This is a genomic window from Arthrobacter sp. MYb23 (genome assembly GCF_002979775.1).
Taxonomy (GTDB): Bacteria; Actinomycetota; Actinomycetes; order Actinomycetales; family Micrococcaceae; genus Arthrobacter.
Genome location: NZ_PCPR01000028.1, coordinates 26,915 through 40,838 on the forward strand (window position 1 = coordinate 26,915; position 13,924 = coordinate 40,838).

13 protein-coding genes are annotated in these 13,924 nt (G+C 63.3%); 8 read left to right on the forward strand and 5 right to left on the reverse strand.

The annotated features are described in order from the left end of the window. Positions 1-9: 9 nt before the first annotated feature. Entirely contained in the window at positions 10-798 is a 789-nt protein-coding gene (locus tag CQ020_RS20945; RefSeq protein WP_105693814.1) for an SDR family oxidoreductase, read from the reverse strand. 492 nt (positions 799-1,290) lie between these two features. Between CQ020_RS20945 and CQ020_RS20950 the strand changes: the two genes are divergently transcribed. Further along, positions 1,291-2,214 (forward strand): AraC family transcriptional regulator, encoded by a 924-nt coding sequence (locus CQ020_RS20950; protein WP_258142140.1) that lies wholly within the window; start codon positions 1,291-1,293, stop codon positions 2,212-2,214. Positions 2,215-2,541: 327 nt separating this feature from the next. On the opposite strand, the gene CQ020_RS20955 is transcribed toward CQ020_RS20950, so the two are convergent. Both CQ020_RS20955 and CQ020_RS20960 read right to left on the reverse strand, forming a co-directional pair. Beyond that, the gene (locus CQ020_RS20955) at positions 2,542-3,243 is read right to left on the reverse strand and encodes a FadR/GntR family transcriptional regulator (RefSeq protein WP_105693817.1); all 702 of its coding nucleotides are present in this window, start codon (positions 3,241-3,243) and stop codon (positions 2,542-2,544) included. A gap of 75 nt (positions 3,244-3,318) precedes the next feature. Continuing rightward, positions 3,319-4,158 carry an alpha/beta fold hydrolase gene (locus CQ020_RS20960; RefSeq protein ID WP_105693819.1) on the reverse strand — a complete coding sequence of 280 codons (840 nt, stop codon included), beginning with the start codon at positions 4,156-4,158 and terminating at the stop codon, positions 3,319-3,321. A gap of 129 nt (positions 4,159-4,287) precedes the next feature. Between CQ020_RS20960 and CQ020_RS20965 the strand changes: the two genes are divergently transcribed. The 5 genes from CQ020_RS20965 to CQ020_RS20985 all read left to right on the forward strand — a co-directional run bounded on the left by CQ020_RS20965 (position 4,288) and on the right by CQ020_RS20985 (position 9,616). Further along, positions 4,288-5,811 (forward strand): four-carbon acid sugar kinase family protein, encoded by a 1,524-nt coding sequence (locus CQ020_RS20965; RefSeq protein ID WP_105693821.1) that lies wholly within the window; start codon positions 4,288-4,290, stop codon positions 5,809-5,811. A 25-nt stretch (positions 5,812-5,836) separates the two neighbouring features. Then, positions 5,837-6,739 (forward strand): NAD(P)-dependent oxidoreductase, encoded by a 903-nt coding sequence (locus tag CQ020_RS20970; protein WP_105693823.1) that lies wholly within the window; start codon positions 5,837-5,839, stop codon positions 6,737-6,739. A gap of 103 nt (positions 6,740-6,842) precedes the next feature. Further along, positions 6,843-8,309, forward strand: coding sequence for a GntP family transporter (locus CQ020_RS20975; RefSeq protein WP_024819080.1), 1,467 nt, complete (start codon positions 6,843-6,845; stop codon positions 8,307-8,309). After that, entirely contained in the window at positions 8,309-9,184 is an 876-nt protein-coding gene (locus CQ020_RS20980; protein WP_105693825.1) for a class II fructose-bisphosphate aldolase, read from the forward strand. The genes CQ020_RS20975 and CQ020_RS20980 overlap by 1 nt, the downstream gene beginning before the upstream one ends. Before the next feature lie 39 nt (positions 9,185-9,223). Further along, positions 9,224-9,616 carry a DUF1304 domain-containing protein gene (locus CQ020_RS20985; RefSeq protein WP_105693827.1) on the forward strand — a complete coding sequence of 131 codons (393 nt, stop codon included), beginning with the start codon at positions 9,224-9,226 and terminating at the stop codon, positions 9,614-9,616. A gap of 9 nt (positions 9,617-9,625) precedes the next feature. On the opposite strand, the gene CQ020_RS20990 is transcribed toward CQ020_RS20985, so the two are convergent. Together CQ020_RS20990 and CQ020_RS20995 are read right to left on the reverse strand one after the other, a co-directional pair. After that, positions 9,626-10,045 carry a VOC family protein gene (locus CQ020_RS20990; protein WP_105693829.1) on the reverse strand — a complete coding sequence of 140 codons (420 nt, stop codon included), beginning with the start codon at positions 10,043-10,045 and terminating at the stop codon, positions 9,626-9,628. A 60-nt stretch (positions 10,046-10,105) separates the two neighbouring features. Further along, positions 10,106-11,143: an Lrp/AsnC family transcriptional regulator gene (locus CQ020_RS20995; RefSeq protein WP_105693830.1), complete on the reverse strand. Its 1,038-nt coding sequence runs from the start codon at positions 11,141-11,143 to the stop codon at positions 10,106-10,108. A 119-nt stretch (positions 11,144-11,262) separates the two neighbouring features. Here CQ020_RS20995 and CQ020_RS21000 point away from each other — a divergent pair, with 119 nt between their 5' ends. Further along, positions 11,263-12,681, forward strand: a complete 1,419-nt coding sequence (locus tag CQ020_RS21000; protein WP_105693831.1) for an MFS transporter — start codon at positions 11,263-11,265, stop codon at positions 12,679-12,681. Beyond that, positions 12,678-13,886, forward strand: a complete 1,209-nt coding sequence (locus tag CQ020_RS21005; RefSeq protein ID WP_219844534.1) for an amidohydrolase — start codon at positions 12,678-12,680, stop codon at positions 13,884-13,886. The genes CQ020_RS21000 and CQ020_RS21005 overlap by 4 nt, the downstream gene beginning before the upstream one ends. The last annotated feature ends 38 nt before the right edge of the window (positions 13,887-13,924 follow it).

The following is a 13,924-nucleotide window of genomic DNA, read 5'->3' on the forward strand; positions in this document are numbered from 1 at the left end:
AGCTTGTTGTCAGTTGGCGGCTAGCAGGGGGATGGTTTCTTCGGTGCGTTCCGGTCCCAGGGCGGAGTATCCACCGTCCACAGCCCAGTCGGCGCCTGTCACGAAGCTGGCTTGGTCACCGGCGAGGAACGCGACGACGTCACCCACCTCGTGCGGGCGGCCCACGCGTTTGAGTGCGTGGAACGGGGCCGCCACGGAGTCGGTCTTCTCGAGGCTCCCGTTGCTGAGCGAGTCCATGATGTTGCTCCACACCCAGCCAGGGCTCACGGAATTTACCCGGATACCGTCCGCTGCGAAGTCCACGGCCATGCTGCGGGTGACTTGGACCAGGGCCGCTTTGCTGGCCGGGTAGAGCCAGCGGCCGGTCTGGGCTACTGAGCTGGAAATCGAGGTGAAGTTGATGATGGCGCCGTGGCCGGACGCCTTGAGGTAGGGGCGGGCCGCATTGCTTGCCACCACGGCGCTGACCAGGTTGACGTTGAGTGCTTCGAGCCAGTCGGCTCGCCCGGAGGCTGCGCCGTCGTCCTTGTAGGTGCAGGCGAGGTTCACCAGGATGTCCACGCTGCCGTGCTGAGCAGCCGCCCCGCTGACCAGCAGGTTCACGGCGTCATCATCAGTGATGTCAGTGTGGGAGTACTGGATTCCTTCGCCCAGCCCGGCGGTGAGTGAGGCGCCGTCGGGGTCTATATCCGCCACTACTACCGTGGCCCCGGCGTCCCGCAATGCGGTGACCACGCCTTGGCCAACCTTGGTGGCTCCGCCGGTAACAATTGCTGTCCTGCCCTTGAGTGCTGACATGTGCCGAACCCTTTCCCGCGATGACGATGTTACGTAAATATGACGTGCGTCATATTTGCCCTGCAAGCGACTCTAGGCAGCCACTGCCGGAGGGAATATCCACTTGGCGCGGGAATTATCCGAATTACGCAGGGTCTTCCTCTTCCTCGTGCAACCAACCCACGCCGCGGAAGTGAGGTGGGTTTCCCTGGCCTGAAGCTCCGCCGCCCAGAGTTCGAAGTGGCTCCTGTCCCATTCGTCCCTGCGGTCATGTACTACTTTGATGTTCTTCACTGGTCCTCACCTCGCTTCGGCTGTTGGTATGGTTTTGTGAGCTGCGTCATACTTGTCTTAAAAGCGACTCTAGACAGACGCTGCACTCCGGAATATCCACTTGGCGCGGGGATCATCCGAAAGGCGAAAAGTTCCAAAACCGTGTGACGCAATTACCCGTGAAGTAGGTGGCGGATGGTCAGGATTCTTGCCCGTGATGTTTTGCGCGGGCAGCCAACTATGGCCACAAGCAATGTGGACGAGGCGCATGCCAAGATTGCGGAGTTGTTTTGCAGCCATGAGCTCGCCCCGCGGACGCGCGCATCCTTGATGGACATGAAGCTGCGTTCCTTGCACCGTGGCGACGTCGGGATCGAGTTCCTGGACTACGGAGCCGACGTCCGGATTGAACCCGAGGGCTTGCAGGATTTCCATCTGGTGCAGATTCCCCTGGCGGGACACGCTTCCATGCAGGTGGGTGCCAGCACTGTGGAATCCAGTCCCCGCATGGCTACGGTTCCGCCTATCGACCGCCCGTTTTCCATGAGCTGGGACGGCGGCAGTCCGCACCTGATTGTCTACGTGCGGCGCTCCGCGCTGGAGCGGGTGGCCGGGCAGCTTTACGGAGACAGCGCCGTGGATCTGGGCTATGGCATGGACCTTTCAGGTGCCGCCGGCCGCGCATTCTTGAGGTCCGTCGTCGAGCTTCATGACGACATGATCAGCCAGCCACTGGCTGCGGCTCCCGCGTTTGTGCAGGGATTGCTGGCTGACAGCATGGTGTCACGCTTGCTGATGGCGATGGAGCTGCCCAGCGGTGAGACCCGGGATGCCGAGTCCGAAAGCCGGTTGGTGCGGGAATGCCGCGAGCTGTTGGAGCGGCATGCTTTCGAGGAACTCACCGTGCCGGACATCGCCGAGTGCTTGGGTGTCTCAGTGCGAACGCTGCAAACGGCCCTTCGGGCGGAAACCGGAGCGACGCCGTCTGAGCTGTTGCGCAGTATCCGGCTGGACCGTGCCCGGGAGATGCTTCTCGAAGCGAACCCCCGCGAGCAGAGCGTCACGGCGGTGGCTGAGCTATGCGGCTTCACGCACCAAGGGCGCTTCTCTGCGCTCTACGTGAAGGCCTTCGGCGAGCTGCCCAGCGAGAGCCTGCGCCGCTAGGCAAGGGCATCTGCAGCCGCGGAGATCATTGTGAATCGCGCAGAATGCGGGGCAGGAATCCCAGTCGATCCAGCTCCCGAACCAGGAGGGGTGTTAGCTCACTCGGGGCGAGGCGAAGCCGGTAGGATTTCTTGCCTTCCGCCACCGGTTCAATGACTCCGCGGTCCAGGACGAGGCGAGGCCTCTTGCGATTGCGGGAACCAACAGACCTGTTTCCAACAATTAAGAGCATGGCCCGATTTTTCCCTGGAAATCAGTGATTTTGCTAGACCCGGCCTGTGCAGGATTTAAATTATCCGGGCCCAACAATTAAGGCGCCTGCGCCAGCTACGCCTCCAGCACGTACGTCTTCAGATCGTCCAGCGTCTGCTGCATGTGGGCGTCCATTGCCAGGCGTGCCTCGTTGGGATTGCGCGATTCCAAAGCGGCGGCGATCTTCCGGTGATGGCCGATCGCGTGTTCCTGGATCTCCGGGAAGGCTGAAGTCTCGGCGCGCCGGGCCTCCAGGACCCTGTGCAGGGGTTCGAAAAGGACGGCCACAAAGACATTGCCGGAAGCGTGCAGGATGACGTCGTGAAAGGCGAGGTCGGCTTCCACAAACCCTGCGAGGTCGTTGACTTCGTGGGAGGCTTGCATCTTATCCACGTGGTCCCGGAGTGCGGCGAGCTCAGCGTCGGTAATGCGTTCGGCGGCCAGTTCGCAAGCGCCGGTTTCGAGCATCCTGCGGAGCTCGATCAACTGGATCGCGGCCGCCGCGTCCTTGGTTCCTTCGGAGGCGGCACGCAGCACGGCTTCCAAGGATGCCCACTGATTGAGGGGGTTGACGAAGGTTCCGCGGCCGCGTTCGACGCTGAGAATCCGCTGCGCCTCGAGCGTTTTCATGGCCTCGCGCACGGTCATGCGGCTTACCTCGTGTTTGGCGCTGAGCTCCAGCTCGCCCGGTACAACCGTTCCGGGCGGAAACTCGCCCGCGATGATGCGGTCCAGCAGCTCATCAGCGACGACGCCCACCAGCGACTTACGTGCCATGTATCCCCATTTCCTGTACTTCTGACCGCCCGGCTCCCCTTGGATTTCCCTCGGGACGGATGGATGTCAGACATCTTACGCTGGCGGTGGCCAGCTTGTTTCCCAAAACTCAGTGAGTGCCTGTGCGCATTGTTCGGGCTGTTCCCAGTGGACGTTATGACCGGCGCCCGGGATGGCTTGCAGCTGGCGATCCGGGCTTTCGGCCACGAATGCGCGCATTTGTTCCATGGGGCGCACCTGATCTCCAGTCCCGGCGATCACCAGCAGTGGCGCCCGGACGCGCCCCGGCACTGAAGGTTCGACGCCGGACATGGCCGCCACAGCGCTGGCGGACAGAACCGGGAAGGGGGTATTGAAGCCGGCGCTGAGCCGCGCCATGTCTGCTGCCGGCAGCTCCCCGTACCAGGCGTTCATGAGCTTGGCTATGGTCCCGGAATCGAAGAATCCTTGGTCCAGCTGCGAGCTGAGCACTGTCTTGAACCCCTGGTTCTGCGGCACCGGCGCCATACCCACCAGCGTCAGTGAGGCCACCAGATCGGGACGGGCTGCCGCGAGTGTCAACGAAACGCTGCCGCCCATCGAATGTCCAACTAAATGCACCGCATCCCGGCCGGCGGGCGCTGGACTTCGGCCCGCGGGCGCGGCACTCCGCGCGTCAAGGGCTGCCGCCACCGAAGCCGCTGCCGAGTCCAAGGTCCATTCGAAGTCCGGTGGCAGTTCCTCGCCCGGGTGGTAGCCGGGGAGGTCCACAATCCAGACCTCACGGCCGGCGTCGAGCAGTTTCCTGGCGAGGGGTTCCCAGTACACGGAACCGGACGCCCAACCGTGGATCAGCACTGCGGGAACCGGCTGACCTGCGGGAATGGCAGGCGTGAGGATGTTCACGAACGGGAGCGGAACAACGCTGTCAGCCATCCACCCAGCCTAGTGATGCGCAGCACCTTGCGCGGTCAAGAGCCGTGTGTCACACTAATTCAAATGTTAGATGTCTGACATCTTACATTCACCAAACCGCAACAGAGATTTCCCACGATGGAGTGCATAGTGACCCTTGAAGCCGACGTTCTGGCCGCTTACCCGGCGGAAGTCCAGATTCCTGCTCAGTTGGTTGCCGACGCCGTTGCGGCGTCCTCGGCAACGTCTCCCCGTGTGCTGGTAGTCCTCGACGACGACCCCACGGGAACCCAGTCCGTTGCGGATCTCGCCGTGCTCACCCGTTGGGACGTCGCGGACTTCACCTGGGCTTTCACCCACATCCGTGAGAACCAGACCAAGCCCGCGGTCTACGTCCTCACCAACACCCGCAGCCTGGACCCGGCCGAAGCCGCAGCACGCAATGAGGAAATCGTCCGCAACGCCCTGGCCGCAGCCGCCGGCAACGGTGTTGGTCCCCGGCTGCGCCTGGGTTTTGTCAGCCGCAGCGACTCCACCCTCCGCGGCCACTACCCGCTGGAACCGGACGTCATCGCTGCCACCGTCGCTGCAGAAACCGGCGAACCCACGGACGGCGTGGTCATCGTCCCGGCATTCCCCGACGCCGGCCGCGTCACCATCGGCGGCGTCCACTACATGCGGGGAACAGCAGAAAACCTCGGCTCCCTGACCCCTGTTGCGGAGACGGAGTTCGCCAAGGACGCGAGCTTCGGCTTCAAGAACTCCGAGATGGCCAAGTATGTGGAGGAGAAGTCGCAGGGCCGGTTCCCGGCCAGCGACGTGATCGTCCTGGACCTGAACATCATCCGCGCCGGAGCGTCAGCGCAGGATCCCACCATCTCCGCCAAAGCAATCGCCGACGCCTTGGAATCCGCCACCAACTCCACACCCATCGTGGCCGACATCGTCACCGAAAACGACTTCCGCGCCCTGGCCCTGGGCCTCGAAGAAGCAGAACGCCGCGGCAAGAAACTCCTCTACCGCGTTGGTCCGCCCTTCGTAAGAGGCCGCATTGGGCAGGAAATCCGCACCGCGCTGACCTCCGAGGAGGCCTTCGCGGGCAACACCCCGTCCACAGCCGGCGGCTTGATTGTGGTCGGTTCCCACGTGGGCGTCACCACCCGGCAACTCAATGACCTCACAGCCGCGCACAGCTCGGCCCGGATTATCGAGATCGACGTTGAGAAGCTCATTGCCGGCACCAAAACCGAGGGCGAAGCAGAAGCCGACGCCTACATCGGAACCGTCGTGTCCGACGTCGTCGATGCCCTCCGCAAGGGCGACGTCATTGTCCACACCAGCCGCCTGCTCATCAAAACCGACGACGCCGCAGCGAGCCTGAAGATCGCCCGCACAGTTTCGGCCGCCGTCGTCGCCGTGGTGAACCGCACCCTGAAGACCTTCCCGCCACGATTCGTCATCGCCAAGGGCGGCATCACATCCTCGGACGTCGCCGCGCACGGTCTGGAAATCCGCCACGCGATTGTCCGCGGACCCATGCTCCCGGGCATCGTCTCGCTGTGGGAGCCGGTGGACGGCCCCGCAAAGGGCATCCCGTACATCGTCTTCGCCGGCAACGTGGGCGACGACGAATCCCTGACCCAGGTCACCCGCAAACTCAGCGCCACTTTCTAACAGTCAAAATTCACTGGAGAACACCATGACCAGCAGCAACTACACCGTCACCGTCCTGGGCCTCGGCGCCATGGGACTGCCCATGGCAACCCGCCTCGCCTCTGAGCTGACCGTCCACGGCTTCGACATCGCCGAGCCCCGCTTGGAGCTCGCAGCAGCGGCCGGCATCAAGACCTTCGACTCCGCACGCGAAGCTTCCCAGGGCGCCGATGCGCTGCTGTTGGCCGTCCGCAACGGTGAGCAGCTCAACGATGTCCTCTTCGGCGAACAGGGCGTGGCCTCGGTGTTGAAGCCGGGCGCCGTCGTGATCCTCGGCAGCACCGTGGGTACGGAAGCCATCCCCGCCACGGTGGCCAAGCTGGCTGAGTATGGCGTCGCGTTGGTTGACGCTCCGCTGTCCGGCGGCCCCAAGCGTGCCGGCGAAGGTGACCTGCTGATCGTTGTTGGCGCCGAGCCTGAGGCGCTCGAAAAGGCACGCCCCGCACTTGAACTGTTGGCTTCCACCCTGAGCATCGTGGGCGACAAGCCCGGCGACGGCCAGGCACTCAAGACCGTCAACCAGCTCCTGTGCGGTGTCCACATCGCCGCCGCCGCAGAGGCCATGGCCCTCGCCGACGCCCTCGGCCTCGACCAAGCCAAGACCCTCGCGGCACTGGAAGCCGGGGCTGCCGGTTCCTTCATGCTCTCTAACCGCGGCCCGCGCATCCTCGAGGCCTACTCCGAAGACGGCGCCGAGGTTCTCAGTCGTCTGGACATCTTCGTCAAGGACATGGGCATCGTGGGGAAGGCAACCCGGGCCGCCGGCCTCGCCGCACCCGTTGCTGCCGCCGCTGAACAGCTTTACCTCCTCGGCCAGGCCCAGGGCCTCGCCGCTGCCGACGACTCCGCCGTCATCAAGGTTGTTGCGCCCTCCAAGCGCACCGCCTAACCATTCCCGCCAAAGAACCCGCGACGACGGCGGTCCCCCCTTCGCCGTCGTCGCCACCTCCGCCGGTCTTCCCTAGACTGGTTTGTCAAAGGAGACACCCCCGATGAATCCCCTCGTTAACTCGCTGATGGTCCGGGCGGCCGATGCCCCCGCCATCAAGCCCGCAGTGGAGCTGGGAACACCACTTCTGCTGACCATCGCCGCGGCAGGGATAGCCCTGCTGCTGGTGCTGATCATCCGCTTCAAGATCCAGGCTTTCGTTGCTCTGCTGGCCGTCAGCATCCTGGTGGGCGTCGCAGCCCAGATCCCGCTCAAGGACATCTTCACCGTGGTGACCACCGGCGTCGGCAGCACCATGGGCAAGGTCGCGTTGCTGATCGCCCTCGGTGCCATCCTTGGCCGCATGATCGAGGTATCCGGCGGCGTGCAGTCGCTGGCAACCCACTTCACGGAGAAGCTTGGGGCCAAGCGCGTTGCTGTCGCTTTGACCGCCGTGGGCTTCCTGGTGGCCATCCCCGTGTTCTTCGAAGTTGGCGTGATCGTCCTGGTTCCGATCGTTTACGCCTTCGCCAAGATCGCGAACGTCCACCCCATTAAGTTCGGCCTGCCCATGGCCGGCATCATGCTGTCCATCCACGTTGCCGTCCCGCCGCACCCCGGAATCGTGGCCGGCGCCGGCGTCTTCGGCGCGGACATCGGACTCATCACCATGATTTCGCTCATCATCTGCATCCCCCTCGGATTCCTGTCCTACTGGGTTGCCAGCATCATGAACCGCAAGGACTACGAGCTCCTCCCCGGAGTGAAGCAGCAGGTGGAAGAATTCGGTTCCGAATCCCTGGTCCACGTTGGCCACGAGGGCCCAGGCGCCCGCGCAATCGCTCCTCCCCGTCCCGGCCTGATCATGTTCCTGATTGCCGCGCCCATCGCCCAGATCCTCCTCGGCACCGTGGGTACACTGACCATCGCCAAGGACAACTACTGGTACGGCGTGGCCGCTTTCATCGGTAACCCGTTCTTCGCACTCCTGGTTGCGGTAACCCTGTCCTTCTTCCTGCTGGCGGTCCGCCGTAACTGGTCCCTCAAAGAGACCGGCGAAATCTTCGAGGGGGCACTTCCTCCCATCGCCTCCATCCTCATGGTGGTTGCAGCCGGTGGCGTGTTCGGTGAAGTCCTCCGCACCTCGGGCATCGGCGCCGCGCTCTCGCACACGCTGGACAGCCTGGGCCTTCCGGTGATTGTGCTCGGATTCATCATCTCCCTGGCACTGCGCGCCGCACAGGGTTCGGCCACCGTCGCCATTGTGACCACCACCGGCCTGCTCACTTCCGCTGTGATGGAGGGCGGCTACACGCCAGCCCAGATCGCCGTGATCGTGATCGCCATCGGTTTCGGCTCGCTCGGCCTGTCCCACGTGACAGACGCGGGCTTCTGGACCGTGATCCGCTACTACGGCCTCACGGTTTCCGATGGCCTCAAGACCTGGACCGTCCTCACCACCATCCTGGGCCTGGCCGGCTTCGCGCTGACGTATGTCGCTTGGATCCTGGTAGGAGGTTTGGCCCACTGATGCGCACCACACTCGATCGGCTGGTCACCTCAGCGCTCGCATCCGGCTCCGCTGTTCCGGCCTTCACCTGCTACGACTTCACCACCGCACTGGCTGTTGTGTCGGCGGCGGAGGACGCCCGGCTCGGCGTGATCCTGCTGGTGGCTCCCAAAACTGCGTCCACACCCAACGGTCTGCGCCTTATCACAGCCCTTCGCGGCCTCGCCGACGACGCCGGCGTTCCGGTCTCCATCCAGTTGGATCACGCCTCAGACTTGCAGGTCATCCGTGATTCCGTGGCCGCAGGTGCGGACGCCGTCCTGGCCGATGGTTCGTCCTTGCCCTACGAGGACAACATCGCCTTGGTTCGCGAAGTCCGTGCCGCGCTGGACGCGCAAGGTGCCGCCGACGTCGTGATTGAGGCAGAGCTGGGCGGCCTGGCGGGGGACGAGGACAAGGCGTTCGGTACCGATGATTTAGCGCACGACGCCGACACTTCCGTTGCGGGGCTCACCAACCCTGCGCAGGTGGCTGACTTCGTGGAGCGAACGGGTGCGCAACTGCTGGCTATTGCCGTGGGAAACGTGCACGGCAAGTACAAGGGAGAGCCCAACATCCGCTGGGACGTGCTCCAGGACGTCGCAGCAACGACCAACGTTCCGCTGGTGCTCCATGGCGCATCCGGCATCCCCGCAGACCAGCTCGCGAAGGCGCCGTCCATGAACGTGGGCAAGGTGAACTTCAATACGGAGCTGCGCACCGGCATCCTTTCCACGCTGGAGGCTGAAACCGCTGCACACCGGGCCGACGGTGAGAATCTTCAGGGTCTGCTGGCCCGCTGGAACGGCTCGGCTGCGAGCTTCGCCGGCGCCACGCTGGAGTTGCTGAGCGCCTGAAGGCCAAGCTCAAGAACAAGGGGAGGCTAGGATCAAAACATGATCCTGGCCTCCCTGATTTTCGCGACGATTGCCGCCCTGCTCCACGTCTACATTTTCACCATGGAGTCCATTACCTGGACCAAGCCCAAGACCTGGAAAACGTTCAGCATCACCTCGCAGGCTGACGCGGAGACTACCAAGCCGCTCGCCTACAACCAGGGCTTCTACAACCTGTTCCTCGCCATTGGCGCCTTGATCGGCATCATCGCAGTTGCCATGGGTGCAACCCAAGTGGGCTGGACCCTCGTCTTCAGCAGCTGTGGTTCCATGCTCCTGGCCGCCCTGGTGCTGGCAGCCAGCGGCAAAAAGTACCTCCGCGCCGCAACGCTCCAAGGCACAACGCCGCTGCTCGCCGTCGTGCTTGGAGTGTTGGCGGTGACGCTGGGCTAGCCGAGGAGACTAGTGCTCCGGCGGACCTGCCTGGGCTGCGGCTTCGTCCATCCAGAGAACTTCCCAGTGGTGGCCATCCAGATCGCGGAATGCCCGGCTGTACATGAACCCGAGATCCTGGGCGTCGTAAGTCTCTGAGCCGCCTGCTTCGAGCGCCTTGGTGGCCAAGGCGTCCACGTCTTCACGGCTGTCGGCGGAAAGGGCGACGATGGCAGCCGTCGAGTTTTTCGTGTCCGCAATGGGCTGCTTGGTGAACTCGCTGAACTTGGCATGCGTCAGGAGCATTGCGTAAATGGTGTCACTGAAGACCACACAAGCGGCAGTCTCATCGGTGAAATTCGGGTTGATGGAGTAGCCAAGGGCCGTGTAGAAGGCCTTGGATGCCTCGAGGTCGCTGACGGGCAGGTTCACGAAAATCGACGTAGTCATGCGTCTGATCCTGCCGGTGTTTCCACCCCTCGTCCAGAGGCAATTTCGCGTTTGTGGATATCAGACGCTGAAGTCCTTGGATGTCGCGTCCCTCCACAGGGGAAGGGGCACCACTGACACACTGCGTCCGGACTCGTCGAGAATGTGGCCCAGCCGCTTGTAGGTCCTCACCACGGCCTGCCGTGAAATCACCGAACTGCCCGGTGCCCGCTCGGCCAGCTCCCGCTCGAACGCTTGGGCTTCCAAATAGTCCCGCACCCACAACGTGACCACCAGGTTTTGGGTACCCAATACCTGGGCGCTGAGGCGACAGTTGCTTTGCGCAGCAAAGTAGCCGCCGATCTCGTCAACGTAGTGCGCCGGGATGTTGAGCATGAGGGTGACCTCCCGCAGCCCCCTGTTTGCTGCAGTGGAGGCGTCGCACCTCAGCGTGATGTAGCCGGCAGCGAGGAAGCGCTCCACCCGGCGTCGGGCAGTCTGGGGTGAGACGTTGCAGGCGGCGCCAAGTTCCGCCCAACTGGCCCGGCCATCCTTAGCGAGTTCCTCCAGCAGCACGGCATCCAACCGATCAGGTGAATAGCCGGCAGGGGCTTCCTTCGTCTGCGTTGAAACCTGCCGCGCACGTCCGGGTTCCAGCGTGCCGCTGCGCCATTCCGAGGCCTGGCGGTAGAGCTTGGTCACAAAAACCACCTCGCGATGCGTGACGCCTGGAAGCTTGGGAAAGGAACCAGTGATGATGTCCATGAGTTCTTCATGGCTGGAGGCAAAGCAATCCATGAAGACATCGTGCGAGCCGGTCACCATGGACACTGTGCCGAAGGCGGGCTCCGCACAAAGCCGGCGAATGAGTTCCTCACTTTCGCCTGGCCGTGAGGAGAGCTGGATAAATGCAGACCAACCCGCGCTGAGGTAGCGCTGACCGGGAGATGGCGTGATCCATGCCAGCCGGCCCTCGGCCAACGTTTGCCATCGTCGCGCGATGGTGGGCCCTGACAGCCCGAGGGCATCCGCAACCCGGCTCCATTCCGCCCGCGGGTTGATCTGGAGTGCATTGACGATTTCAAGGTCAAGCTCTGAGATGGTGGCTGATTCGTTCAATATTTCCTGCTTTTAGTGGGTTTTGAACAATTCCACGGCCAGTGTAGACGACGGTCATAACGTTGTGACTCGCATCACCACTAAGTCATCCACAAAGGCTCAAGACCACAAGGAAGCACATGGCAAGCAACACAGCCCCTCCCACCACGTCAGCCATGACTCGCCGGAGCATTGCAGGAATGATCCTGGCAATGGCCCTCATCGAATCGCTCAGCGGCGTGACACAGGGGTACCTGAGTCCCATCCTGCCCGCGCTGGGACCGGTCTTCGAGATTGACGACCCCACCATCAATGGCATTTTCCTCATCTCCAACGTCAGTTTCGCCGTTCTCACGCCCATCATTTCGAGGCTCGGGGACAGCTACGGCTACCGGCTTGTGCTGCGGTGGTCCACGGGCGTGGTGACTATTGGTGTGCTGCAGATGGCATTGTGGCCGTCGTTGTGGACGGTAACGCTGGGCGTCGTCATGCTGACCTGCGTGGTGGGCTTCATCCCGCTCATGATGGGAATTCTCCGTGTCACCAGCCCGGCGCACACCCGCACTGGCGTCAGCGTCATGATCGGCATGCTCATGATCATGGTGGGAGCAGGCGGACTGCTGGCCGGAGTTGTTGGGGTCACTCACCCGACGCTCGGATTCTGGGTGGCGGTTCCCTTCGCCGTGGCCGCGTTGATTTGTTCGTTCTTACTGCCCGACGCCGGGGTCCCGACCCGTGAGGGCATCGCCCTGGCGCCGCTGTTGGCATGTTCGCTGGGCCTCATTGGCTTCGTTGTGGCGCTCTCCATGGCACCCGAATGGGGCTGGCTGGACGCCCGAACACTGACTGCCGGCGCAGTGGGCCTCGCCCTTTTGGCTTATTGGGCCAGGCGTGACTTCGGCGCCAATCAGGGCCGCCGGTTCATGGATCTGCGAATGCTGGCCAATCCCCGGATCCGCGCTATTTCTCTGGCCACGTTCTTCTTCGGCTTTGCTTCCATCAGCTACTTCGGAACCAACGGTATTTTCCTGCACTCAAACCCGGGCAAGACTGGCTACGGGTTCGGCCTCAGCCCACTCATGATCGCTGTGGTTCTGGCCTTGGCTTCAGTCCTGTCACTGGCTTCCTCACTCCTAACGGCGAGGGCGCTCCGCCAGTTCGGTGAACGCGCCACCCTGGTCTTCGCAGGCGTCCTGCTGGCCGGCGGCTTCGTCGTGATGTTGCTGGGCCACAACTCCTTTGCCGGATATTGCCTCGGCTTCGCGATGTTCAACCTCAGCCTGGGAATGTACCAAGCGGGCACCCGGGCGTTGTCCGTGGAAGGTGTTCCCGTGGAGGAAACGTCCACAGCGGCAGGCCTCAATGAGCTGGCTCTCTCCGTAGGTATCGCGGTGGGCGCCGCTGTGGTGAAGCTGATCTCTTCCGCATCCGTTGACTCCGGACGCATCACCGAAACCGGACTGTTCACCATCTGGGGAGCCTTGGCAGTCGCTGCGCTGATAGCTGCCGCCGCAAGTGCACGCTACCCGAAGCGTCAGGCTGCCGGGGTGACAGCATGATGGCTGGACTCAACAACGTGAGCCGTGACGCCGCCGTCGTGCTTGCCTCCCCGGAGGAAGTTCATTCCGCACTGGAAGACCACCTGGAGCGCTGGAGGCCTGAAATCCTCGATCTAAGCCACGCAATCCATGCCGATCCAGAACTGGGCGGCCAGGAGTTCAGGGCAGTCAAACGCGTTCAAAAAGTGCTCCTGAAGGCCGGGTTCACGTTTGACGAGCCACAGCCCGAGCAGCCCACGGCATTCAGTGCTCGATTCGGATCCGGCGGGCTTGTGGTGGCACTGTGCGTCGAGTACGACGCTTTGCCGGATATCGGGCATGCCTGTGGACACAACGTCAACGCAGCCAGCGCGGTGGGGGCAGCGTTGGCGCTGGCGGCGGTGGCCAATGAGCTGGACATCACCGTTAAGGTCCTGGGCACTCCAGCGGAAGAGACCACCGGGGGCAAAGTGGACCTGATGGAGGCAGGCTTCTTCGACGACGTCTCGCTGGCCATGATGGTCCACGCCGGTGCAGCGGATGTGGTGGGTGGCTCGTCCTTGGCCATGTCCATGTGGGAGGTGCTGTTCGAGGGGCATCCGGCGCATGCGGCGGCGGCGCCGTCGGAAGGCGTGAACGCCTTGGACGCACTTGTGGTGGCGCAGTTGGCCATAGCTCTGGCCAGGCAGCAACTGCCCGCGGGTTCGATCGTGTCCCTGATCGTCACCGAAGGCGGCAGCGCCGTCAACGTTATTCCGGAGCGTTCCAGGGCGAGCGTGGAAATGCGGGCACCCGGCATTGATCAATTGCGCGTCATCCAGGACAAAGTCCGGCGCTGCTTGGAGGCCGGTGCCCACGCGAGCGGCTGCATCCTGGACATGACGCCCAAGGGCAACGACTACGCGGAACTGCGCCAGGATTCTTACCTGTCCACGGCCTACCAGGAAGCGATGAAAGCCAGGGGCAGGGACGTTGCGTTCAACCCCGAGCCTGTGGCCTCGACGGACATGGGAAATGTTTCGCAACTGGTGCCGAGCATCCATCCGATGGTGGGTTACGACGTGAGTGGCGCCGCGCATCACACGGCGGAGTTCGCGGCCTTCGGAGCATCGGCAGGCGCAGATAAGGCGGTGCTGGATGGATCTTTCGGACTGGCAGCAGCGGCATGCGCCGCTGCTTTGGACCCGGCCCAACGGGAGCGCTTGCTTCGAAGGGCGCGCACCTAAAATCGCAGAGCCCCGCCTGCTGGTCCGGCCCCTCGCCC